Source organism: Paenibacillus sp. p3-SID867 (assembly GCF_025142895.1).
Taxonomy (GTDB): Bacteria; Bacillota; Bacilli; order Paenibacillales; family Paenibacillaceae; genus Paenibacillus_AQ.
This window is the reverse complement of sequence record NZ_JAMBDM010000004.1, coordinates 304,183-328,940: the sequence shown is the minus strand read 5'-3', so window position 1 is coordinate 328,940 and position 24,758 is coordinate 304,183. Positions and strand designations below refer to the sequence as shown.

The window sequence follows — 24,758 nt, the reverse complement described above, 5'->3', positions numbered from 1 at the left end:
ATCGTATTACGCTGTCACAATTAGCATTGCCTTTACGCAGGCAGAAATTTTATTCGTAGGTCAGGCTGTCCAGAATTTCCTTTACGCTCAGTTCAGCGCAAGCCATGGACGTATCGGCTACGCCATAATACATCTTCACGACATCGCCATCGACCAGTGCGCCGCAGGAGAAGACAACGTCTCCGAAGAATCCGTTCTTCTCATAATCGGCTTCCGGCTCCATGATCGGTTGACTGGAGCGGGCGATCACTTTGGATGGATCGTTCAGATCCAGCAGCAGGGCGCCCATGCAGTAGCGGTGATCCAGGGTTGCACCGTGGTAGAGCTCCAGCCAGCCTTTTTCCGTACGGAATGGAACGGCACCGCCGCCCATACGGCCGCTGTCCCACATGCCATCACGCAGACCCGCCAGATGTTTGTGATTGCCCCAGTATATAAGGTTATCGGATTCGGCAACCCACATTTCCGGATTTCCCGTGCTTTTCGTGGTTGGACGATGCAGCGCATAATATTTGCCGTTAATTTTCTCAGGGAAGATCAGAACGTCCTTGTTGTCAGGTCCGAAAATCATGCCGTGATGCGTGAAGTTCACAAAGTCTTGGGTGGACACCATCGACTCGCCGACACCGACAGGCGATACGGCCGAGAAGTAGATATAATACGTTTCGCCGATTTGCGTTACACGGGGATCTTCGATACCGAACGTTTCAAGTGACTGTGCCGGATAGACAAGCGGTTTATCATCGATGGTAAAGCGGTGCCCGTCCTTGCTCCGTGCTACACGAATATAGGACAGAGAGGTCAAGTATTCGAATGTAGCGCTTTGATTCACGTTGCGAATGACACGCGGGTCGGAGAAATCATAACGCGCATCATCGGTACGGAATTCAAGAATGTCCAGCTTCTGCGTGTCTGCATTGAAGACAGGTGCCTTGACAATCATCGGATCAGAACTAATGGGGCGCTCCGCTACACGGAGAAGCAGCAGCACTTCACCGTTATATTCGGCTACGCCTGCGTTAAAAGCGCCAATCACTTCAAAACCGTCATGATACGGCTTCACGTCAGCCGGTGTAACCAGAGGATTCTCCTCATATCTGTATATATTCATGGTTGTTTACCCCTATCCAATAAGCATTTTTTTGTATAAATGAGCTTGTCACCGAACCTCAATGGGTAAGGCAGCGGGATCTTTTATCTTATTGCTCGAATTTGAGGAACGGATCTTCGATTGTCACACGATGCGCTTCCGCATCGCTAATCCCTGCGTAGAGATCCGCGGTTCCATCTGGCTTGCGAACCAATCCTCCGCTAAATACGACATCAGCCAGATCCGGACGTTTGGTTTCACCCGGCAGGAATTCGGCCCGTACGGCAATCAATTCCATATCACTAAATGCGCCTGTCTGTGGATCGAGCGCAAACACCATCGGATAATAGTGACGATCACCGGCTTCATCAAAGCTGGCCACATGGCCAAGCACGCCGACAAGTCCGTTGTTCAAAATGTGCAGCTCATTAGCCCCGCCCCATTCCGCATCGATGAATTGATCAGCCAGGAGGGGAGCATCGTTAACGAGTTCTACCGTCACGTCGTCAAGCGATTTCACCCTGGTAAAACCAATCTTACCTCGGCCGCCTTTTTCGCCTTGAGGACGTGTGAACACGCCGATTTCGCCGCCGGCCAGCTCCGTGAGGCGTAAATCCTTCATCGCGTCGGGTCCCGTGAAGAAAGGGGAGAGATCATTCAGCGTTTTGCCTTTCCGGAATACGGTTCTCCACATCAGCGCATTCTCCATCGTAGGGTGAGGGAAGATCTCAACGCCGCCTAGGACCAGTTCGCCTTGAATGAAGGTAAAGAACGGATCCTGAAGCGTAAAGACAGGCGCTCCTTCTTTCGGTACCCAAGTGCCGTCCTGCTCCACGAAAAAGTGGATTTCGGAATGCTCGCTGTCCCGCGATTCTACCCGGCCTGCAATCACAGTGACTCCATCAATCTGGAAAGGAGCTGTGATATTATACACATCCTTGTCACCTACACCCGTAAACTGAAGTTTTACCTGGTTCTGAACGGTGGATTTCTTGTCTCGATATGCCTGCAACAGCGCTGCGCATGTTTGTACTGCTGATTTATTCAATGCCACGAAGATGATGCCTCCTTCTATATAAACAAAAGATAATTGCTCTTAGGAAACCCAGACAACCGCCGTGTGAGGGGGGACTTCGACTACAGATCCGCCGAGCGATAAGGGTTCTTTGCTTGCAGCAACCAACTCCAGCTCCTGGTCAGACCAATCGCTTAGGTCCAGATGGAGCGGCTCGCTCCCGAACTGGAGCACAACGACGGCTTCATCGCTGCTGAAGCGTTTGGTATACACGATTGCCGAACCCTTCAGTTGATCCAACTTGACGTAATCGCCCATGGAGAGGGCCGGGTACTGAATTCGGAGCTTAAGCAGTCTTTTATAAAAAGCAAACATGGAGTCCGTTTGCTGCTGCTGTGCTTCTGCATGGATCTGCTCATACCCGGGACCCATTCCGATCCAAGGCGCCTGATCCGAGAAACCGCCGTAACGATTTCCATTCCACTGCATAGGAGAACGGGAGTAGTCCCGGCTTTTGGTACGCGCTATGTTCAACGCTTCTTCTTCTGTGCGTCCATTCTTCAGCGCGACTTCATAATGACCGAGACCCTGAATATCCCGCATATCCTCGATCCGGTGCGCGATGTGATTTCTCATCCCGATCTCGTCGCCATAGTAGATAAATGGGATCCCCTTCGCCGTTAACATGAGGGCTGCCATCAGTTTGGCTCTCTGCTCCTCAAGCTCGGCATCGCCTTCGCCGAATCTGGAAATGTGGCGCGGCATATCATGGCTGCTGAAGAACAAGGTCGGCAATTGATCCGGCGCATGTTGTTCTTCCATTAATTTGATCTGTTTATATAGATCCGCAGGCAGGAACTGTTCCTGACTGCCCAGGTTAAAGTTGAACACTACATCGAGAAGGCCGCTGCCGCTGTAGCGGCGCAGGATGTCCATATCCTCGGAGCCTACCTCGCCTACCATGAAGATGCCATCCCGTTCATGCACGTAACGGCAGATTTCGCCGATCGCTTCAACAATCCCATCCTGGTTCTGATCATACAGGTGAATCTGATCGCCGTTCCCATCAACCGGGTTATCCTGGAATTGGCCGGAGACTTTAAGGAAATTGATCACATCCAGCCGGAAGCCGTCAATTCCCTTATCCAGCCAAAATCCCATGACGTCTTTCATTGCCTGTCGGACTTCCGGGTTGGCCCAGTTCAGATCAACCTGTTCCTTGGCAAAGGCATGGTAGTAATACTGCTCTGTATCCGGATCCCACTCCCAGGCGCTTCCACCAAAGAAGGATTCCCAATTATTCGGTATCCCTTGATCTGAAGGAGACTTCCAGATGTACCAGTCACGCTTCGGTGAAAGGGCAGAGGATTTGGATTCCTGAAACCAGGGATGGGCCGACGAGGTATGGTTCAGCACCAGATCTACAATGACCCGGATCCCTCGCTGATGAGTTTCTTCTATAAACCGCTCGAAATCTGCCATTGTCCCGTAATCCGGATCTATGGCGTAATAATCCGAAATATCATAGCCGTTATCGATCTTGGGTGATTGATAGAAAGGAGTCAGCCAAATTCCGCCAATCCCGAGCTCCTTCAGATAATCCAGCTTGGATGTAATTCCGGGAAAATCACCAACGCCATCCCCGTTTCCATCACAGTAGCTTGGCATATAAATCTCGTAAAAGGAGGTTTTCCGCCACCATTTCATTTGAGTCCTATCCATACGTTTTTCCACTCCCGGATGAACGGCGTGTCCATCCCTTTATTTAAGAAGAAGCCCGAATAGCAGGTTGTAAAGTACAGACCTCTTATACGAGCTTCCTGCAGCAAATCTGATGTGGTTTTGAAGCCATCCGTGATTTATTTGAGACTGAACTGCATACCTTCCTTGAACTTCTTGCCGAAGATCGCGAACATAATAATAATCGGCACGGTGAGCAGGACGGATGCGGCATACAGCGGACCTGGATAACTGCCATACGGTCCGAACATCTGGGACAAGAGAACGTTGAGTGTCAGCATATTGTCACTGCGTACGATGAGCATGTCCCATAAAAGTTCTGTCCAGCGTTCCATCAGCAAGAACAGGAAGATAACCGCGGTAATGGACTTGGACATCGGAATCATAATTTTGTACAGAATCTTGAAATCCGAAGCGCCGTCCAGTTTCGCGGCTTCAATAAATGCATCCGGAACGGCTTTAAAGAAATTGGTGTACATGAAGATCGCCCACAAGCTGACGGCCTTCGGTATAATCATTGCCCAGTACGTATCAAACAGTCCGACCTTCTGGATAATGAGGAAGTTTGGAATCAGCAAAATGATCGCCGGAAAGAACATGTGGAACAACACAAAGTTATTCACGGTGTCGCGTCCACGGAATTTCAATTTGGACAATGCATAGGCAACCATAATACCGAACAACATCATCAGGAAAGTGGATCCGACGGAAACGATAACGCTGTTAAAGAATGAATTCATCCAAGGTCTGGCAATGCCGACCTCACCGCCGGAGAAGAGCCATTCATAGGATTTTAATGAGAATTTGCTCGGAACGAGCTGCCGGTCCACCTGTGACCAATCTGCAAAAGAGTTGAGCACCATGTACAAGTAAGGGTACACCATGACGAGAAGCAGAAGGGTTGCCAGTATATAGCGGCCCGTGAGTCGACCTTTACTGTTTTTCTTAGACCCAACCATTGCGTTTACCCCACCCTTCCAGCAGTTTTCGAATCACATAGATAGAGATAAAGGTAACGACAGAAGCCATAATGGCTATCGCTGAAGCATATCCAGCTTGCAGATTCGTAAATGCTTGATTGAAGATTTCCATCTGCCATGTATTCGTGGCAAAGTTCGGTCCGCCGCCTGTCAACTGGTAAACCTCTGTGAAGATACCGAAAGTAACGCCGAACGAGAGAATCAATGTTGTATATAGAGCAGGGTACAAGAGAGGCAGTGTAATCTTCCAGAATCGTTGTCTGTCGGTTACTCCATCAATTGCAGCTGCTTCGTAGACTTCTTTATCAATACTTTCAAGGCCTGAGGTCAGGATCAGAGCATAGTAACCTGTGAATTTCCAAGCCAAGATCAAGCCGACAACAAATAGTGCCGAGAACGGCGTACCCAGCCAGTCAATGTTAATTCCGAATGTTCCTCTTAGGAACTCATTGACCGGACTGTTATAAGATAGAAAACCTTGTACGATCAGGGACGCTACAACCCCTGAGGAAAGATAGGGCAGGAAGAACCCTATTAGGTACACGCTTTTAAACTTAGGCAATCCTTGTATGACAACAGCTACGGCAAGTGACATGGCCGTCACCAGAGGAACAAATAACATCATGAATTTGTAGGTAACCCAAAAGGCGGATTGAACCCCTGGTGCTGCCATGGCTTTTCGGAAATTATCCAGCCCTACAAAATCAAAATCAGGAGCGATGAGGTCCCAATTCGTAAAAGAAAGGTACAAGGACCAAATCAGCGGCCCCAGGAAGAATACCAATCCGAAAATAATGTAGGGACTGGCAAATAGCCAGCCCAACTTATTATTTTGTTTATTAATCATTATTGAAGTTCACCTTCAATCGCTTTCTTCATATTATTCCAACCGGTTTGCGGATCGATTTCACCGCGGATGACTTTATTAAATGCCTCTTGTCCGATAAAGGTTTGAAGCTCATTGAATTTAGGGTTATCCATCGCAGGAACCCCTTTGGACACCGCTTCTGCATATGGAGCCAGTTCCGGTTTTTCAGCGAGGATCTGCTTGAAGCCTTCCACTTCGTTCAGATCATCACGTGCTGGAGGCAGGTTGGTTTGCTTAAACCATTTCACGTCATTCTCCTCATTGGAATAAACCCATTTCAAGAATTCAGCAGCAGCCTGCTGTGAAGCTTCCGGTGCACCTGAGAAGATAACCAGGCCTTTTGCATCCGCATAGGTTTTTGCATCGGCCGGATCCATATGATCCGGAACCGGAGGCAGGGTCAGGGTGAAGTTCTCTCCATATTTAAGTTCAGGATATTTCGTTGCCCACATATCGAATGTCCAAGGACCGATATCGGTGAACACACCCGCACCGGTTTCAAATGGGTCGGTTGCATTTTGAGAAAGGATGCCGCCAGCTTTACGCAGTTCATCCACGAAGGTCAGCATTTCAACGCCAGCTTTGTCATCCGCAACCAGCTTCGTTCCTTCGATGAATTTGTTGCCGTCTGATGCTGCGTTGTAGAGCAAGAAGAAGTCAAACCAGCGTTTCCAAGCTGTAGGGTCGGCAAGGTCAGCACCTTTGGCCCACATATACTTATCCGGATACTTCTCTTTCAGTTTCGCCGTTGCCTCCAGAACTTCGCTGTACGTTTGGGGAGGCTCATTGTATCCGATCTCTTTCAGGAAGTCTGTACGCCATCCGATAAGCATCGGGTTTGAATAGATCGGCAATACATATTGATGACCATCCGCGAATTCCCACGGCGCAATGGTTTCTGTCATGTTCCGGGATTTTACCATCTCTTCGAACTGCGGCAGTTCGTCGAGAGGCAGGAGCGCTTTGCTGTTTGACAGTTGAGCAGCAAATCCACGGTTAATATTTTCAGCTACTGTCGGTGCATTACCGCCTGCGATGGCAGCCTGAATGCTTGCTTCAGAGCTCGGTGATTCTTTAATCGCACTGACGTTAACCTTTACTTTCGGATTTACAGTTTCATATTCTTTGGCCATCTCCTGCCAGAATGCTTGCTGTGGCGGATTAGGCGCTGCCCAGAATTCTACGGTGGTTACACCGTCTGCGCTTTGTTCGCTGTTGTCGCCGTTACCACAAGCTGCAAGCACCGTTCCACCTACCAATGTAATTGCAAGAAGCAAAGAAATTCTCTTTTTCTTCATGTTGACCCATCCTCCCAAATGCAATATGTCCTCCAAAGAACAGAGGGTAACACCGCTGAGTTTGTAACGTTACAAAAAGATGATTACAAATTACTGAAAGCGTTATATTCACATTATTATTCAGGAATACCTGTTTGTCAACGCTTTTTAACCAAAAATACCATAAACAATTAATTCCTGTGAGACATGTCACAAAACATTGTCACTTTACATTTTTATTTTGTAATGTTAAAATAATGTTAGTAATGTTTGATCTAAATCTTTCAAATCTCCATTGGTTTTCGGTATAGTATGATGTGAATCCATTACTTCTATACAACCATTCCTATATAAGAGAAAGGGTCGTTATCCTTGACTAAGTCGAAAATTACGATGCAGGATATCGCAGACCACCTGCAAATATCTAAAAATTCGGTTTCGCAAGCTCTATCAGGTAAAGGCGGTGTCAGTGAGGAAACGCGCAAGCTCATCACTCAAACTGCCGATGAGTTAGGCTATGTTTATACGGGAAATCGAAAGCGGTCCTCCGATCCGGAGGATATGACAGCGTCTACAGGCAGTATTGCTCTTGTAGCAACGGACTTTGCTTTTTCCTTGCGGGGGTTTTTCGGGGAGATTTACTTGACTATTGAACAGGAAGCACAAAAACGAGGCAAGAAGTTACTCATTCAGTCCATCTCCCAGCAGATGATGAAGGACGGTACGCTGCCTCCTTTTGCCCAACAAAAAGAAGTAGACGGTATTCTTATCCTCTCCCATCTGAGCACCGATTATATGAACAAACTGATTGATACTGGTATTCCTACCGTCCTTATCGATCATCATCATCCGGATGTACAGGCGGATGCCATTCTGACGAACAATCGGTTCAGCGCTTACCGTGTCGTTAAATATCTTCATGAGCTTGGGCATACCCAAATCGGTTTCGTCGGGAACACCTCATTCTCTCCAAGTTACTATGAACGCCTTGAAGGTTTCACCCTTGCTCATCATGAACTGGGCATCACGCTCCATCCGAAGTGGATTCTTAGCGATGCGCTGGAGGATCAAGAGTATATGGAAAAACGGATGCGGGATCTGGACGAACAGCCCACCGCATGGTTCTGTGTCAATGATGGCCTTGGTTTTATCGTGAACTCTATCATTTACAACCTGGGCTTCCAAATCCCTGCGGATATTTCGATTGTCAGCTTCGATAACGGACAGCTTTCCAGACTCGCAACTCCCAAAACCACCACGATGGCAGTGGATCTGGCCCTGTTCGGCAAAACAGCGATCAGACAGTTATTCTGGCGGATGGATCAACCGGAATCTCCCTATGTGGAGATTCTGCTGCCAACAACCCTGATCGAACGTGATTCAACCGCAGTCCCGCGTGATTAATTTAACTTTCTGAATAGATGGAGGCTAATGAACATCATGACTACACAAGCTCAAGCACAAGCAGTACGGGCTTACGAACAATGGCTGAACAGCCGAGTAGTTGACGAAGCATTCAAAGAGGAGCTTCGCAATATAGCAAACAATGAGAGTGAGCTTACAGATCGATTCTATAAGGAGCTGGAGTTTGGAACCGGGGGACTGCGCGGAGTCATCGGTGCCGGCAGCAACCGGATCAATATCTATACAATAGGTAAAGCGACGCAAGGACTCGCGGTGACCCTGAGAGAGCAGTACGAATCGCCTTCAGCGGTCATCGCTTACGATTCCAGACGCTTTTCACCGGAATTCGCCCTTGAAGCTGCCCTGGTCCTCGCGGGGAACGGTGTAAAAGCCTATGTTTTTGAATCTCTTCGTCCTACCCCTGAACTGTCCTTCGCTGTTCGGCATTTGAACGCAGAGGCAGGGATCGTGATCACCGCAAGCCATAATCCTCCGGAATATAATGGATATAAGGTATACGGCGCAGACGGTGGACAAATTACGCCGGGTATGGCAGCTCAAGTTATTGAAGCTATCGGTCAGGTTGCTTCTTTTGAAGAGATCCTGAAGCTGGATCGGGCAGAAGCGGAAGCAAACGGCTTGCTCGTATGGCTCGGCCAAGAAATGGATGATGCGTATACTCTGGCTGTTGCCGGTGTAAGCCAAAATCCCGATATCATTCGGGAAGCAAGCAATGACTACCGGATTGTATTCACGCCGCTGCATGGAACCGGTAATGTGCCTGTTCGTGCTGTACTCCATCAGCTTGGCTTTCAGCATGTCGATGTTGTCCCCGAGCAAGAGCTTCCGGATGCCGATTTTTCGACCGTGACATCACCCAACCCGGAAGAGCATGCTGCATTTGAGATTGCTATAGCTCAGGCCAAGTTGAGTGGAGCTGACCTCATCCTGGGTACCGATCCGGATGCGGACCGTATGGGAGCTGTCATTCAAGATGACCAAGGGGCGTATTTTATCCTTAGCGGCAACCAGTCCGGTGCCCTCATGGTTCATTACTTGCTCCAATCCATGAAGCAAAAAGGAACCCTTCCTATGAATGGCGCCATCATCAAAACGATTGTGACCAGTGAGCTGGGGGCTGCCATCGCTTCTGCGTATGGCATGACCGTGTTCAACACCCTGACCGGTTTCAAATATATCGGTGAGAAGATGACCCAGTTCGAGCATACCGGAGAGTTTGAATTTATTTTCGGATATGAGGAAAGCTACGGTTATCTTGCAGGCAGCTATGCGCGTGATAAGGACGCCGTCATTGCGGCCATGCTCATGGCGGAGGCAGGCGCATATTATAAGGCACAGGGCAAAACCTTGTATGAAGTGCTCCAGCATCTTTACACAACTTATGGCTATTTTGCAGAGAAGCTGGAGACAAGGACGCTCAAAGGCATTCAGGGCGTGCAGCTGATCGCAGGTATTATGAGCACTTGGCGTGAATCGGCACCAAGCGAAGTGGCAGGTATCGAACTCAGCAAAATAGAGGACTTCAGCCTGGGACTGTATGATCTGCCCCAAGAGAACGTGTTGAAATTCCATCTCGCTGACGGCAGCTGGTTCTGTCTCCGTCCATCCGGTACGGAGCCGAAGATCAAGATGTATTTTGCTGTCCAGGGGGGTGCCTATGAGGATGCACAGTTGAAGATCTCTGCGCTTACCCGGGATGTAATGGCTCGAATAGATGCTTATATAGAAGATCATTCGTCGTCATAATGCATAGAAAAAGACTGAACCAGGTCGTTCGATTAAGAACGGGAAGGGTTCAGTCTGAGGTGAATGTGTCCGAACGGGCAATAAAATTAATGCTAATAGGGATAGCTTTTATGCTTCTCGTCTATTTATACAAGGTGAACCAGGTAGTAGGTTGTATGGAAACGAATTTTTTATTGTAATAATTGGTTTTTTTGATGACTTTAGCAGAATGATGCCGTCCTAATTCTTTTCCGATGGCTCGGTTTGACCATCCTAAGCGTAGCAAGATTTCTAGCTGACTGCGTTCGGTTATGTTAAGATGAGTGTAGCCCATGAGATGATTCTCCTTGTGTGAATGGTGTGTGGTAACTTCATTCTACACGAATTGTTCCCGTGGGCTATTTCTATTTAGGTGTCGCACTTCATATTACAATCCGTCAATAAAAAAATGAACTCCGAAGTTATTGAAATTATAGAAAAATAATTAAATGCTTAGCGCTAGCTAGCAGATGACCTCTTGATTCGTAAGGCCACCGAAAAAGTCCTTAATATGAAAAGGTGCAACTCCTAAAGTTTTATTGAGGAGATTGTGCCTTTTCTCTGTATAATTAAGGTGTTAAATCAATTAGGTGAAAGCCGACCCCGTAAATTTCCTAAATAGCTGCACATTTCGCAATATGATTCCCAGCCTGTTTCCTACACTAATATAAGAACGTATGTTTTCTTTCCTGTATGATGCTATGGCGTATAGCTCGTTCATAGGAAAGTCTTTCTACCCCAAGAGGTTTCAAAGTTACAGCTGCTTACTTCCTCCAGGCATGGACTGTGACTTATAATAATCTACGGTGATAATTTAATTGTATATTTATGCATAATGGCTTTCCTTTGAACAAAAAAATTTTCTAACGAATTAGGGAATAAATGGATCAGAATATAATTGTGAACTTAAAAATCTAACGAATTCTGAAACAACAATAACAGAGAAAACATGATTTGCAGCCTTCGTTGTCTAATCATTTATGGAAATATCACATTTTTGATAAGAACAGGACATTAGCAGCAGGATGGTTCTTGGATGAATTATTCTTATATATAAACAGCAAAAAAGCCTGATTACTCAGCCTTTTTTGCTGTTTAATAAGGTTGAATTCTTCATATATAATGATTGGAACAAGTTTATAATATGGGAATATCCAACCCGGATACAGCTGTGTTTTATTTACGGGTATCGGGAGTATCTGACGTACTCATCCGGTTTACGAATTTCTGTAATACGCTTATGATGGGAGTGTAATGGAGGCAAATCAAACTCATATTTCCATTCATCAAGGAGAGCCGAAAGGAGAATTTGGGTGCTTGAAAATCTTGAATTAGATAATCTGATCCATCAAGCAGATGTTTCAATTCCATTAGTAGTCATGATGTGTGGTGTGGCTGGATCAGGAAAAACAACATTGGCTCAACGGCTAGAGCGGAGGGGCTTTGCACGTCTCTCCATAGATGAAGAGATATGGTCTACTCATGGTCGATACGGAATTGATTATCCAGTTGAAATGTATGAGCAACTTAAAGTTCAAGCCGAGTTAAAGCTGTATAAGGAACTAGTGAATCTGTTAAAGGAAAAGCGCAATGTGGTTATTGATTTCAGTTTCTGGCAACGTAAGAAACGAAATGATTATAAGAAGCTGATTGAAGATGGAGGAGGAGAGTGGAGGCTTATTTATTTGAAAGTTCATCCTAATGATTTGCGTGAACGACTTCGCATTCGGAGCCAGAGATTCGATGCTAATGCTGCATTTACAATAACCGAAGAAATATTATCTGCCTTTCTCAAGGGTTTTGAAGTACCTACTGGTGAAGGGGAAATTATCATCGAGTAAAAGAATAATCAATGTCAACTAGTGGTATTGAGGATTTAATGAAGGTATACGGACGCGGTGCCCTTCGGACCGGTTGCGTTTGCTTTCTTAAGCCTCTCTGGTTCGTAGGTATCCAAAGGTTATATAAATTCATTTAAAACCGGAAAGGATGGGAAACGATGAAATTTGAGATTTTAAATGTCCCCTCGTATTGGAAAACTGAAATGAAGCAAAAATATATTCAACTTTATGAGGAAAACAGCAAGTTGGTTGTTCTGTTTCCCGGGAAAAACTATCCTTGTGATAAACCAATTCTACATTTTGCTGGAACCTCCGCACTTCAAAGTGGTTTTGACTTAATGATATTGGAATATGGATATCAAGCTGCGAGAACGGATTTGGATGTTAATGAACTGCAAAGAGTAATAGAAGATAGCCACGAATCGGTTCAACGAATCATTAGCAAGTATAAACAAGTTGTTTTTATTAGTAAGAGCATAGGAACAATCGTTGCTGGAGAAGTTCATGGGAAACTCGAAATTCCAATCAAACATTTATTTTTGACACCAATTAAAGACACCATTCATTATATCAATAAATTCAATGGACTTGTGGTTTATGGAACAAAGGATGAAATATTTAATAAGGAACATGCAAACCAAATTAACATAGATAATGACAGAGAGGTCATTGAAATTCCTAATGCAAATCATGGTTTAGAGACCAACAATGTTGAGGAGAGTATTGAGATATTAAGTAAGCTTGTAAGGATATATATGGAATTTCTAAATAAGTAATCAGGGCATCCCGTAAGATCTTGGATCTTTTGGGATGCCCTTTAAAATGTACGTTTTGCAAGCTCAGTTGATATTTTGCATTTTCGCAGGCGATGGAGCCGCACCTGACTTTCGTTTGGCTAGATCCATCTTACGCTGGAGCATGCCAAGCACAAGATCCGCAACGATTGCCAGCACGGCCGCAGGAATGGCACCTGCAAAGATACGGAGGGAATTATTGCTGTTCAGTCCGGCATAAATTTCCCGTCCCAGCCCGCCTCCTCCGACGAGGGGAGCAATCGTTACCACACCAATGGCGATGACGGCCGCAATACGCAGGCCTGACATGATATACGTCAGCGCAAGCGGGAAACGCACTTTCACGAGCATTTGGAAGGGGCTCATTCCGATTCCTTTTCCGGATTCAAGATAGCTTGGATCCACCTGTTTTAACCCAACATACGTATTCCGTGCGATTGGATTCAGGGAATACAGGAAGAGTCCCACCATGACCGTTGTCGTCCCGAGTCCCATCCATAACATGAGCACCACGAGCATGGCCAAGCTCGGTACCACCTGCAGGATATTGGTGATAAACAAAATGATTTTGGCTGCCCATTTGCTCTTAGAGCAGAGGATGCCAAGCGGCACTCCAACGATGAATGCCAGGCCCAGACCGATAACGACCATCGTAATATGCTGGATGAAATACTCCCAGAGCAACCCCTGATTTCGTGATATATACGACAAAAAGTCGGCAAATGTTAAATGTTCACTTTCCATGCTTACCCTCCTTTAGCTTTTCAAGAGGCCCTGCTCTTTCAAATACGCGATTGCGACCTCCCGCTCGCTTTTCTTCTCAATGTCCACCTGATAATTAAGCGATATCATCGTATCTGCATCCAGATGACCGATTAAAGGCGCTATCGTATCCTGAATTTCAGGATGCTTCTTCAAAAGGTCCGAACGCAATACCGGACTTGCATCATATGGAGGGAAGAATTGCTGGTCATCCTGAAGAGTCTGCAATTGGTAGGCTTTCAGCCGGGAATCCGTTGAGTAGGCCAATACGATATCCACCTGCTCATTGGCTACCGCACTGTATACTAGGCTAATTTCCATAGGGAAGACCTGACCGAATTTGATGTCATACGCTTTGGAGAATGCCGGATATCCATCCGTGCTTCTCTCGAGCCATGTCGTATCTACCCCAAGCTTCATGGTGTCCATGTCTTTTTTGACATCGGAGATTTTGGTGTACCCGTTGGCTTCGGCAAGATCCTTTCTTACCGTGAACGCGTAGGTGTTCTCAAAACCCAAAGGGTTCATCCAGGTGAACCCGAAGTGTTCCTGGAATCCATCCTGTGCTTCCTTCAAGACTTTATCGCGGTCTTTGGTGCCGCTGATCGGGAAATGGTTGTTGAAAATCTCACCGGTATACAGTGTCGCCATCTGAACGTCGTTTCGTTTCATCGCATTGATGACCAATGAGCTTGATGCCAGATCCGGGATAATATCCACCTTCAGATCGGTTTGGTCTTCAATGAGCGCTTTATACATTTCGGCAATAATCTTGGTTTCGGTATAGGTTTGCGTCCCTATTGTTATCTCGCTTTGAATTCCGCATGCGGAGGTAAAAGCGGCAAAAGCTATCAAGCAGATGAACAACGGAGCCCATTTAAGTTTTTTCAGATTCATCACGCCTTCCTTGTTCCGTCCGGCTCGCTGTATACGGCTGATGTGACTCATATCGCAGCGTCCCGGGTCTGAGTCTGATGGTAGTGTTTGCTTAGCCAGCCCTCAAGCAGTCCAAGCAATCCGTCAGCTACAAGTGCCAAGAGAATAGCACCAATGCCACCGATGAAGATCATCTCGGGCTTGTTGACACCAAGTCCAGATACAATAAGTTGGCCTAAACCGCCAGCACCAATCAGGGAAGCCAGCGTTGCCCAGCTGATGGTATACACGGTCGTAATGCGGACACCGGACATGATGTAAGGAAGCGATAGGGGAAGCTGAATCCGCAAAATCGTTTGGGCGGTGCTGTAACCCATCCCCCTGGCCGAATTGAGCACGCCTTTATCCACGGAGTGAAAACCGTCATAGGTATTCCGCAGAATAGGCATCAGGGAATAGAGAAACAATGCGAGTATGGCCGGCTTCATGCCGATCCCGAGCAGCGGAATCAGAATCGCCAGGAGCGCCAGGCTGGGAACCGTCTGAAACAGATTCGCAACGAAAAAGACGATGCTGTTCAACCAGCCGACCCGGTTGTAGACCAACAGGATTCCGATCGGTACGGCAATCACAGTCCCGAGCAGCACGGCAGAGAATGAGAGGACCAGGTGCTCTTGCAATGCCTTCAGAATATCCGGGTAACGATCCGTGATGAAACTCCAGAATGCATTCATATCACTCACCCTCTCCGTTCAGCACCGGAGGAACCATCGTTGGATAGACTTCGGCCAAATGTTTAACCACACTGCCTCTTGTGATTAATCCGAGGAAACGGTTATTGCTGTCTACGACAGGGAGGTTGCTGAGCTGATGACTGTCCATAATCTCAATAGCCTGTGGAAGCGTGCTTCCCGAAGCCACGGAAAAACGGACAGGATGCATAACGTCTGCCACGGTTTTGCCTTCTTCGCCGTATTGGTCGAGCACCCGGTAGATCGAAACTGCGCCTTGAAGCTGACGGTTACGGTCCACGATCAGCAGCGAATCGACCCGCTTCATTTCCATCATCTTGATGGCTTCAGCCAATCCCCGGCTCGGGAATGCCGTGACCGGATTCGTAATCATCACTTCATCCACAAGCGGAATTTCATAGGCGCTTTCATTTTCATTTTGCAGACGTTTCGAACCGATAAAGTCACGTACAAATTCGTTTGCGGGATGCCGTAAAATGGTGTCCGGTCTACCTGTTTGAATTACTTCGCCATCTTTCATCAAAACGATGGTATCCGCGATTTTAATAGCTTCATCCATATCATGGGTCACAAAAATAATGGTTTTATTGAGCTCCTGCTGAAGACGGATCAGCTCATCCTGAAGCTGCTCGCGGCTGATGGGATCCAGTGCGGAGAACGGCTCGTCCATCAGGATAATATCGGGTTCAGCTGCCAGCGCGCGCACTACGCCTACACGCTGCTGTTGTCCGCCGCTAAGCTCGGATGGATAGCGTGTCCCATAAATGGTGTGGTCCAGTCCGACCATGTCCAACAATTCATTTACTTTATGATCTGTTTTGTCTTTATCCCACTTCTTCAGACGCGGAACCACGCCCGCGTTCTTGGAGATATTCATATGCGGAAATAAACCAACGCTTTGAATGACATAGCCGATATTGCGTCGAAGTTCAACCGGATTCAATCTCGAGATATCCTTACCGTCAATCAGAACTTTGCCCGAGGATGGCGTATTGAGTGCGTTGATCAGCTTCATGGTAGTCGATTTGCCGCAGCCGCTCGGTCCGATGAGGACGGTAATTTCTCCTTTTTTGAATTCCAGATTAATGTCTTTCAGCGCGTGAAAGCCATTATCGTAAACCTTGTTCACATGCTCCAGTACTATCATTCAATCGCCCCTTTGCAAGCAGTATCCATATTATGCGGAGCATTTGGCATATCATCCATCGGGGACCCAAAAAACTGTTGAGGGAAAAGCGCGGTGCCAAAGATATGAGAAGGCTTCAGCCTTGTTATGTAGAAATGGAAAATAGCTAAGCAAGTTAGCAATAAAAAAATCAAAATGGAATAGGATTAAGCGCATGATTAAGGGGTGGAGAAAGATCTAAGAGGGAAGCCCTGAGGGTACTAACAATTTAAGTTAAAAATCTTCGTTATGGCATTGACTTACATACCCAAAATTCCACCTTTATATGCAGTGTAGCTTTCCAAACTATGCAATCCCTTGTTACATCCATCCGAAGAAGTATTCCAAGCCTGTATGCCCCTGTTCGTATCGGGAAAATATGCGTTCTCATACATGAATCCCTGTTATACCTGCGCGAATCAAGCAGCAATGTCATTGTGTCACTGCTTCCCTCGGCCCAAATGGATATATGCAAAATACGTAAGCAAGCAACGATTCCCTTTTGAGTAGGACCGTATAACTGCTCATGCAATAATATGTTTAATTCTATTACCCAGTTAGCATCGGATTGAAACATGTATATCGAACGATATTGAATATGTGGTACCTCGGGTCCAGAATCGCTCAAGTCGTCCGCGAGAGCAAAACAAGCTCTGTAAAGACTTGCTCAACCGGTAAATATGGCGACCCAAGTTTTGAGATTTTTGAGTATTGTACTATGATAAATTTGATTCCATGTTTGATTCGAACATGGGTGGGAGAGGGACATATCAATCCAACGATTGGCGTTGTGCAAGAGCTTATTTAGCGTGGGGAAGAGCTTGACTGCAAATCAACTGCGTGAAGCTGCAGATCATGTGTTAAACCGCTCAACTTTTAAGAAGGCTGCTATAATTATGGAGGGATCTTTTCGACAATCGGGTGGGTACCATCAAGCTGTTAATGAGATTTTTAAAATGGCAGCAACACATGAGTAGAAAAATAGTCAGATGTATAATCATGGATGGGATTCTCTGGAGAGGGATAAAACATGAAGTGGCAAGAAGTTCAGCGATAGATGGAAAGCACCGTTACAAACAGTCAATCACTGTTCACACGGTGCTATTCATGGTCAATCCTTGACCCAACGGGTTCTTTTGTCAGGATAAATATATGTATTTTTTGAGCAGATGTCTCTTCTAAACGCGAATGTCAATACTAATATTCTGTTGTGCTTGACGGTTAGTATTCATATTCTTGTCAGTATCCTGATTCTGCTTTATCGTATCCCTAACGCTTTCAGGTTGATCAGATAAGGACACATCCTCTTGATTATCAACCTCACCCGTGATGACTTTGTTTTCGTCGTTCTGAATACTCTCTTTAGTGGCTTCGATCTTTTCACTTATTTTACGATCCAATTCAGTAATTTTCTTCTCAATGTTTAGTGCTTCTTCAGTTTTCGATTTATTCACTGTCAATTCCAGATTCTTTCTCATTTCCGATTTGCCTGGGTCGCCAGGTTCGTTCTCACCTCCAAGAAGTTCTCTTCCCTTTCTTACTTCATGCCTAAGAGTGTCGGTTTCCACTTTCAGTGATCTACGCACGCTTGCCATTTTGGTCAATTGGTCATGTAGATTGCTAGCTTGTAAAAACTTTTCCATCGATATGCCTGATACATCTTGCTTACCTGCATCTATTTCGATTCTTTTACTCAAATTCTCCTTTTTAGAAGAAGCACTGTTGTCATTTTTATTCTCCTCAGTCTTCTCCATTCTCTTCTGCATGATTTGAGATTCAAGTAATTGCAAATCCATTGTTAAAAGTTTAATTCTTTCATCTTTTTGTTTAGATTCCAGCTTTTCATCTGATTTAATACTCGCGATTTTTTCATGAATAATTCCTTTTTGATTGATTAGCTGCTCAATCTCCCGGTCAATGGGAGACATAATATTTGTTCTAGATTTTACTGGCTGTGTGGACTGTGGTCTGCTTGATAAGCTTGAAATTTGAGGCATTTAAACACGTCCCTTATAACAAAATGGTGAATATTTCCTTGACGTTATTATCGGTTGTTACCATATGAATATTAACAAGGATTTTACCAAAAAAAGTTATGACCTATTATTGAACTCCAAGGGGATTTGAGCGAAACTCAAACGATTGACTACCGCCGCTTGGTAGTCAGATGTATAATCATGGAAGGGATTACCTTAAGATTAGATGAGACACCTAAAAATAGTAGTATTAACAATCGATTCAAGGGACAATGAACCGTAAATTAGTTTTTAGTTTTATAATTTTTGTAGGATTATTTCGATTTGTGAATAGATTGATATTACATACAAAATACAAAAAAGAAAGCTTAAGAAGAATAGAAGATAAAAAAGGCTAAATCAAGAATTAAATGAGGCAAATGAAAAACTTTAAAATGTTCGTGAATACAAGAACGTTATGTGAAATGCGACAATATATATAAAGACTATGCAACACTTATTTAGATTGAAGCTGAATTCATAGAAGACGAGGAGTTCGTATAACGAAGCATCTATGCTTCATGCAGTCCGGTATAAATTATAGCTTCCAACCAAGGAGTCAAAATGAAAAAATATGGGTAGTGCTTAATGTTCATTATCATTGCAACACTAAATGTCACAAATCATGAAATTAATGCATGCAGTTGCGCAGGTGGTAACATGACTGAAATGCTGGAACGATCAAGAGAATATGGAATATCTTGAAGCGGAGAGTGAACTTGGCCTATTGGGCCAGGAAGTTGAGGTCAAAACGAATACTGAGCGAGAGAACGAAAAGGAAAGTAACGGATAGGTTAAATCGAGGCGTTAGTATAGCGATCTTATAAATGGTCTTATGAAACAAAGAAAGGAGACGATTCGATGACTGCAAAGCCACAACTGGTATTAGATTTAGCTGGTGTATTAGTCAGTAACTTCTCATCTACGTTTTGGCTCCAATTATCTAAGGGTACCGAAATCTCGTTTCAAGACATCCGAGAACAATTTGATGAGATTCGAAAAGATCTATGGACTGGAAAGATCAAAGAAGATGATTTTTGGGAATGGATGAGTCTGCGAATGAAGCAAATTAACAAAGAGCAAGCCAGAGCGTTATTAATTCAATCACTGGAACCTCTTCCTGGATTAAATTATTTGGAGGAGTGGAGTGAAATTGCAGATATCCATATCTTAAGTAACCATTGTAAGGAATGGTTGGAATCGATTTTAGAAAAAGTAGAACCTTATACAAAGAGCATAACGATTTCAAATCAAGTGGGTTTAAGAAAACCTGACATACAAATATATCAACATGTCGGCAAACAATTTGAAGCAGGCCAAACGGTTGTTTATATTGATGATCAAGAAAAGAACCTGAAACCGGTTATCGAACTTGGATGGAAAACCCTGTTAGCAGATAAAGAGCATAAATGGATAGAACAAGTTGAACCCATGATAGGAATGAGGAGGAGAACACTTGATTAGAAAAGAGATTCAATTAATTCTAGATAGCTTACCGGAAGAAGAATTGCAAAAAATATATTGGTCTATTCAATTTATTCAAAAGGAATATTTATATAAAGAAAAATTAATTGAAAAAGGCGTAATCATCTCAGATCTATTTGATGGAGCAACTGAAATTATTAATAATTGGGACAAGACATTTACATTAAACATTAGTAACGATATAAAAGAAAGCATTTATTACAATCAATATAAGTGGCATATTTTTAGTTATGAAATACAGGATTGTCTGAAACAACATGAAGCAAGAAATGCTTTTAATACTGAAATTAAAGATGAATTATATGTTATGTACCAAAACTCTTCCCGTGTACTTCTATACAATAAAGCAAATGCATTAGTCTCAGAGGATTTTGATTCTCAACAAGATATCTATGTATTTGATAAAAACTTTACTTGGACGTATGTAAATACACATGAAGACATGTGTGGGCCCTATTTTTATAAAGTGAAATAATTTCGTCGTGATGCATGAACCGTGCGAATATAGATTTGGGAGGGATTCAGGGAGTGAATAGAAAATCATTTATCATGATTTCCGTCATCTTATGCTTACTACTTAGTGTAGGTTGCAGTAATAACCATGAAGTTACTTCTGACGACATTGGCAAAATAAGTATAGAACTACAGGAACAAAAAGAAGAATCAAATGGAACCATGTTCACACTAAAGCTGCATAACAAATCTAGTCATATTATAGTACAAAATAATGTATATTTAAGTTTTCCCATAAAACTTGAAAACGGTGTTAAAGGGAATGATTTTAAGATAGAAACTAGAAATAATAAGCTCAATATTGGCCCGGGAGAAGAATTACTTCTTACCGTATTTGCTCCGAAGGAAATGTATGAAGGAAATCATAATATTGACTTAGAAGATCCCCATATCGAGATTAAAGGTTTCTTTAATGAAGTAACCGAAAAAAATCATTTCAGTATGATTGGAGGGCATCGTACTATGGTTGGTTCTAATGGGGAGTGACTGATGATGAATCGAAGCATTTTAATAATAATGAAATCTGTGTCCCACTAAGATATGATTCCATTGGGGGCGCTATGATATTTATAGAAAATCAATCGAGTACATAATCTAGGACGGATTTTTATTGATCCAAACGATCAGAATCAAGGAATCGGTAAAAAGTAATGAAAGAAATTGAATCTGGTGGAGGCCCCATCATCTTCTATATGTCTTTTTTGTTATTCTATTATTAAGATAGTGAGCATGATACTAAGTGAATTTTAGGGAACTGAGAGGAAATGAAGATGACAAAGAAGTTGTATTACGAATCCGCTTATATCCGGGAGTGGGAGACACGAATCACGCGGAAGCTGGAACGGGAGGACGGAACCTACCTGATCATGGAGGAGACGGCCTTTTATCCGCACGGTGGAGGGCAGCCTTGTGACCTGGGGTGGATCGATAAAATTCCTGTTCTTGATGTCGTTCAGGAGGAAGGCGAAATCCTGCATAAAGTCGAGCATTTGCCTGAGAAGGAAGAGGTTAGCTGCCGTTTGGATTGGGATAGAAGATTCGACCATATGCAGCATCATAGCGGCCAGCATCTCCTGTCTGCCATGTGTCTGGAGGTATGTCAGGCGGAAACACTCAGTTTCCACCTGGGTCAGGATTACGCTACGATTGATATCGCCCGATCTGACCTGTCTCAGGCCCAACTGATGATGCTGGAACTGGAAGTTAACGATCAGGTTTACCTTAATCGAAAAGTAACGAATTATTTTGTGAGCCGGGAGCAGGCTGCTGCCTTGCCGCTGGTGAAGCAGCCAAAGGTAACCGATGATATCCGGATCGTAGAAATTGAAGGTATCGAATATAACGCTTGTGGGGGTACGCATGTCTCCGCAACAGGTGAGATCGGAATGATCAAACTGCTCAGAGCCGAGAAACAGAAAGGGCATTTGCGTATCTATTTTAAATGCGGCTATCGTGCATTGAATGAATTCAATGCGGGAATCGAGATTTTAAGCAGCCTATCTACCAGGTTCAATACCTCTAAGGAAGAGATTCTGGACCGGATTGCAAAATGGGATCATGAACAGAAGTTGCTCCAGGCTGAATTGAACGCCGTGAAGGCTGAGAATGATGTTTACCTGGCAGGAAAGCTATTGGCAGACCGTCAGGGCAGCCTGATCCAACACGTTTTTGCGGATAAGCCGCTGAAGGATATGCAGAACCTGGCGGCAAAGCTCACCGAAGAAGCTGACGTTATCGTGCTCTTCGTGTCCAACGCAGACCATAAGGTTGTCCTCGCTCAGGGAGGGAAGAGCGGTCTCGCCTGCGGTGCGTTCTTTAAGCAGTATCTGGCTGATTACCGCGGCAAAGGCGGAGGCAGCGACAAGCTGGCACAGGCTGGTTTTGCCACCGGGGAGGATGCCATGGCGTTTTACCATTTTGCGGCGCAGTCATTAAGTTAGCTTGAAGAGGTGTAATAGTCTATAACTTGAAAGCATTCATGCGGGTTTAGCAGCATGTTTTTTAAACCAAAGAGCGAAAAACACACAAGCTCGACATCACGCCTCAGCCTAAGATAAGTATATCTAAGCTGGGGCGTTTCATTAATACACAGACCGGTAAGGGGAAAGTGCAATTATGAGTTCCAGTTCAAGGTATCTGGAGCAAAGACATCAGCTAACATAGTATTTCTGCATTGGATTTCTAACATTTATATCGAACAAGGAGAAAAATGATGAAACGTATGCCATTTGAACGTCCAACCGAGCATTATGATGAACATTTGATTCATGTTGATGAGCAAATCTGTGCATTGTTGAAACAGCGGAAGGAACTTTCAGGCAACAATCCAGGTTTTCCGCCATTTGAGTATATTTCACAGTGGGCGACAACGTTTGAACTTTACGAGGATTATCTAAAAGCTATTTTTGGAACGTTTATGAGCGAAGAACATTATAAACCCATGGTTGATCCAACAGGGTTCAGAAAACATATTCCGGTTTTAAAATCAGTTGTAAAAGGAGCATTCTTTTACACACTAAACTCAATAAGACAATACGCTAATGCAAGTGTAGTAACATTCAGCATGGATTGGGACATGACAACTGAGCAAACTTCAAGTTCATACAACCTTAGCCATTTTGAACTGTATGTTGGACAACAATATGATTGTCGAATGACCAATGGCGGGGGGTCTTCAGGTCATGCATCCTATAACTATGTAATATCTCCGCCTTTACCTGATGATATTTCAGGAATGGAATTCGTGTTCAAGGAATTTAGCAAACCCTTTAAAAATAATGAGACAGGTACTGAAATCGTCTTCAGAGTTGGATAATTTGAAGTATTAAATGATGATGTAGGTATTTCTAAGGAAATCACGCTGCGTTTCGCCAATAGAGTCTAAAGAAGGAGATCAAACATGAAGGACATCATAACCATAAAGAGACTAATCGTTGATGTTGATCTATTAATTTATTTAGTTAAGAATCTAAAGAGTTATTGTGAGGTGCAGAATAATGAAAACCTTTACAGTCGCAACCGTACAATATAATTGCAGTGAACCTGATCAAAAACTAAATACGGAAATTGGTTTAAGATACGTAAGAAAAGCCAAAGACCTTGGAGCAGATATTGTATTATTTCCTGAGTGTTGGATAACTGCATATGCTTTTCCCGACATTGTTGAAACTAGGCTTCCGGCAGAAGAGATAGAGAATCATCCTGATTTCAAAGCTTGGTATGAGGCGGCAATAGACGAAAATAATACAGCCTTAAAATCTTTTCAAGCAATTGCGGAAGAATTATCTATTGGTATTGTCATTACGGGTTTTACAAAAGGGGTAAAGCGTCCTCAAAATTCAGCATTTGTAATTGATCGGAACGGTGAAATTTTATTAAAGTACAGCAAAGTCCATACATGCGATTTTGATACTGAACGTATGCTGGAGCCTGGTACTGAATTTAAAGTATGTGATTTCGACGGTGTGAAGATTGGGGTCATGATTTGTTACGACAGAGAATACCCAGAAAGCGCAAGAGTATTGATGTTAAAAGGGGCAGAAATCATTCTGGTTCCCAATGATTGCGGGATCATGAAGCCTAGATTACAGGCACTGTCTACAAGAGCATATGAAAATATGGTTGGTATCGCGATGGCGAACCCTCCTGGTGAACATGCGGGATGTTCTTGTGCTTATAGCCCGATTATGTGGGATTCTGATGGGAAATCGGTCGATAACACCATTATGCTGGCAGATCATATGTCAGAGGGTATATTTATTGCTGAATTTGATCTGGATGAAATTCGTAAATATCGTAATACAGAAATGATGGGCAATACGTTTAGGAAAGTGAAAGCTTATAAAGATTTACTATCTGAAAAAGTAGAAGAGCCTTTTATACGGGAATAAACGGAATCATCAGACCAAAACATATTAGTGACTGGAAAATAAAATAAATGAGGGTTTAACTGTGGATCTGGAATATAGAATCAATGATAACTGTATTGTCAGCGAGGTTGAAGAAGTATTTATTCGATCAGGGATCAGGAGACCGGTAGGCGATTCAGAACGAATTCAGAGGATGATAGATCATGCGGATGAGATTATAACGGTAAGAGAAGGAAGTAAACTGGTGGGATTTTTAAGGGCCATCACAGATTATTCATATTGCTGCTATATTTCAGATATTGCGGTGGATACGGAATATCAAGGATTAGGAATTGGCAAGGAACTAATCAGAATATTGAGGGACAAATTAGGAGAAGACGAAATTCAATTTGTACTAACTTCAGCACCGAAAGCCGTAGGATTTTATGAGAGGATTGGATTCGAAAGGGCAGATAAAGCTTTTGTAATAAGAAGAAAGAAGAATTGACGTTATGGATCAAAAATCCTCTCGGGTTCGTAATACAAGA

At 44.1% G+C, this 24,758-nt stretch carries 22 protein-coding genes and 1 pseudogene; 11 read left to right on the top strand and 12 right to left on the bottom strand.

The features are described from left to right. Positions 1 to 49: 49 nt before the first annotated feature. The 6 genes from M4D81_RS10635 to M4D81_RS10610 form a co-directional block, all read right to left on the bottom strand. Positions 50 to 1,111 carry a BtaManbiosPhlase gene (locus tag M4D81_RS10635; RefSeq protein ID WP_260066148.1) on the bottom strand — a complete coding sequence of 354 codons (1,062 nt, stop codon included), beginning with the start codon at positions 1,109 to 1,111 and terminating at the stop codon, positions 50 to 52. An 88-nt stretch (positions 1,112 to 1,199) separates the two neighbouring features. Then, positions 1,200 to 2,144: an MTP-1 family protein gene (locus tag M4D81_RS10630; protein ID WP_260066147.1), complete on the bottom strand. Its 945-nt coding sequence runs from the start codon at positions 2,142 to 2,144 to the stop codon at positions 1,200 to 1,202. Positions 2,145 to 2,186: 42 nt separating this feature from the next. Beyond that, positions 2,187 to 3,827 carry an alpha-glucosidase gene (locus tag M4D81_RS10625; RefSeq protein ID WP_260066146.1) on the bottom strand — a complete coding sequence of 547 codons (1,641 nt, stop codon included), beginning with the start codon at positions 3,825 to 3,827 and terminating at the stop codon, positions 2,187 to 2,189. Positions 3,828 to 3,964: 137 nt separating this feature from the next. Next, positions 3,965 to 4,804 carry a carbohydrate ABC transporter permease gene (locus tag M4D81_RS10620; protein ID WP_071221723.1) on the bottom strand — a complete coding sequence of 280 codons (840 nt, stop codon included), beginning with the start codon at positions 4,802 to 4,804 and terminating at the stop codon, positions 3,965 to 3,967. Next, a complete protein-coding gene (locus M4D81_RS10615; protein WP_260066398.1) occupies positions 4,791 to 5,669 on the bottom strand; it encodes a carbohydrate ABC transporter permease in 879 nt (292 codons plus the stop codon). Before M4D81_RS10615 ends, M4D81_RS10620 begins: the two co-directional genes overlap by 14 nt. A gap of 2 nt (positions 5,670 to 5,671) precedes the next feature. Then, positions 5,672 to 6,991, bottom strand: coding sequence for an ABC transporter substrate-binding protein (locus tag M4D81_RS10610; RefSeq protein WP_071221721.1), 1,320 nt, complete (start codon positions 6,989 to 6,991; stop codon positions 5,672 to 5,674). 351 nt (positions 6,992 to 7,342) lie between these two features. Here M4D81_RS10610 and M4D81_RS10605 point away from each other — a divergent pair, with 351 nt between their 5' ends. Further along, entirely contained in the window at positions 7,343 to 8,374 is a 1,032-nt protein-coding gene (locus M4D81_RS10605; protein WP_260066143.1) for a LacI family DNA-binding transcriptional regulator, read from the top strand. Between the two features lie 36 nt (positions 8,375 to 8,410). Next, positions 8,411 to 10,141, top strand: a complete 1,731-nt coding sequence (locus tag M4D81_RS10600) for a phospho-sugar mutase (protein WP_260066141.1) — start codon at positions 8,411 to 8,413, stop codon at positions 10,139 to 10,141. A gap of 205 nt (positions 10,142 to 10,346) precedes the next feature. On the opposite strand, the pseudogene M4D81_RS34945 reads toward M4D81_RS10600, so the two are convergent. Continuing rightward, a pseudogene (locus M4D81_RS34945) lies at positions 10,347 to 10,454 on the bottom strand (helix-turn-helix domain-containing protein); the annotation flags it as partial. Positions 10,455 to 11,472: 1,018 nt separating this feature from the next. On the opposite strand from M4D81_RS34945, the gene M4D81_RS10590 reads away from it, so the two are divergent. Both M4D81_RS10590 and M4D81_RS10585 read left to right on the top strand, forming a co-directional pair. Beyond that, positions 11,473 to 12,000: a P-loop nucleotide/nucleoside kinase family protein gene (locus tag M4D81_RS10590; RefSeq protein WP_260066138.1), complete on the top strand. Its 528-nt coding sequence runs from the start codon at positions 11,473 to 11,475 to the stop codon at positions 11,998 to 12,000. Between the two features lie 158 nt (positions 12,001 to 12,158). Then, positions 12,159 to 12,776, top strand: coding sequence for an alpha/beta hydrolase (locus M4D81_RS10585; protein WP_260066136.1), 618 nt, complete (start codon positions 12,159 to 12,161; stop codon positions 12,774 to 12,776). 63 nt (positions 12,777 to 12,839) lie between these two features. Here M4D81_RS10585 and M4D81_RS10580 read toward each other — a convergent pair whose 3' ends face one another. The 5 genes from M4D81_RS10580 to M4D81_RS10555 all read right to left on the bottom strand — a co-directional run bounded on the left by M4D81_RS10580 (position 12,840) and on the right by M4D81_RS10555 (position 18,346). Next, on the bottom strand, positions 12,840 to 13,538 hold the full coding sequence (locus tag M4D81_RS10580) for an ABC transporter permease (protein WP_071221713.1): 699 nt from the start codon (positions 13,536 to 13,538) through the stop codon (positions 12,840 to 12,842). 12 nt (positions 13,539 to 13,550) lie between these two features. Next, positions 13,551 to 14,504 (bottom strand): glycine betaine ABC transporter substrate-binding protein, encoded by a 954-nt coding sequence (locus M4D81_RS10575; protein WP_260066135.1) that lies wholly within the window; start codon positions 14,502 to 14,504, stop codon positions 13,551 to 13,553. After that, on the bottom strand, positions 14,501 to 15,166 hold the full coding sequence (locus M4D81_RS10570) for an ABC transporter permease (RefSeq protein ID WP_260066133.1): 666 nt from the start codon (positions 15,164 to 15,166) through the stop codon (positions 14,501 to 14,503). Before M4D81_RS10570 ends, M4D81_RS10575 begins: the two co-directional genes overlap by 4 nt. Before the next feature lies 1 nt (position 15,167). Next, positions 15,168 to 16,331, bottom strand: coding sequence for an ABC transporter ATP-binding protein (locus M4D81_RS10565; RefSeq protein ID WP_260066131.1), 1,164 nt, complete (start codon positions 16,329 to 16,331; stop codon positions 15,168 to 15,170). Positions 16,332 to 17,527: 1,196 nt separating this feature from the next. Further along, on the bottom strand, positions 17,528 to 18,346 hold the full coding sequence (locus M4D81_RS10555) for a hypothetical protein (RefSeq protein ID WP_260066130.1): 819 nt from the start codon (positions 18,344 to 18,346) through the stop codon (positions 17,528 to 17,530). A gap of 879 nt (positions 18,347 to 19,225) precedes the next feature. On the opposite strand from M4D81_RS10555, the gene M4D81_RS10550 reads away from it, so the two are divergent. From M4D81_RS10550 to M4D81_RS10520, 7 genes are all read left to right on the top strand, one after another. Continuing rightward, positions 19,226 to 19,828 carry an HAD family hydrolase gene (locus M4D81_RS10550; protein ID WP_260066129.1) on the top strand — a complete coding sequence of 201 codons (603 nt, stop codon included), beginning with the start codon at positions 19,226 to 19,228 and terminating at the stop codon, positions 19,826 to 19,828. Beyond that, the gene (locus M4D81_RS10545; protein ID WP_260066128.1) at positions 19,821 to 20,324 is read left to right on the top strand and encodes a DUF4275 family protein; all 504 of its coding nucleotides are present in this window, start codon (positions 19,821 to 19,823) and stop codon (positions 20,322 to 20,324) included. The genes M4D81_RS10550 and M4D81_RS10545 overlap by 8 nt, the downstream gene beginning before the upstream one ends. A gap of 53 nt (positions 20,325 to 20,377) precedes the next feature. After that, positions 20,378 to 20,848, top strand: coding sequence for a hypothetical protein (locus M4D81_RS10540; protein ID WP_071221706.1), 471 nt, complete (start codon positions 20,378 to 20,380; stop codon positions 20,846 to 20,848). A 284-nt stretch (positions 20,849 to 21,132) separates the two neighbouring features. Beyond that, positions 21,133 to 22,302 carry an alanyl-tRNA editing protein gene (locus M4D81_RS10535; protein WP_260066127.1) on the top strand — a complete coding sequence of 390 codons (1,170 nt, stop codon included), beginning with the start codon at positions 21,133 to 21,135 and terminating at the stop codon, positions 22,300 to 22,302. 269 nt (positions 22,303 to 22,571) lie between these two features. Beyond that, positions 22,572 to 23,177 carry a hypothetical protein gene (locus M4D81_RS10530; protein ID WP_397376670.1) on the top strand — a complete coding sequence of 202 codons (606 nt, stop codon included), beginning with the start codon at positions 22,572 to 22,574 and terminating at the stop codon, positions 23,175 to 23,177. 181 nt (positions 23,178 to 23,358) lie between these two features. Further along, on the top strand, positions 23,359 to 24,252 hold the full coding sequence (locus tag M4D81_RS10525) for a carbon-nitrogen hydrolase family protein (protein WP_260066126.1): 894 nt from the start codon (positions 23,359 to 23,361) through the stop codon (positions 24,250 to 24,252). 61 nt (positions 24,253 to 24,313) lie between these two features. Beyond that, positions 24,314 to 24,718 carry a GNAT family N-acetyltransferase gene (locus M4D81_RS10520; RefSeq protein ID WP_260066125.1) on the top strand — a complete coding sequence of 135 codons (405 nt, stop codon included), beginning with the start codon at positions 24,314 to 24,316 and terminating at the stop codon, positions 24,716 to 24,718. Positions 24,719 to 24,758 lie beyond the last annotated feature (40 nt).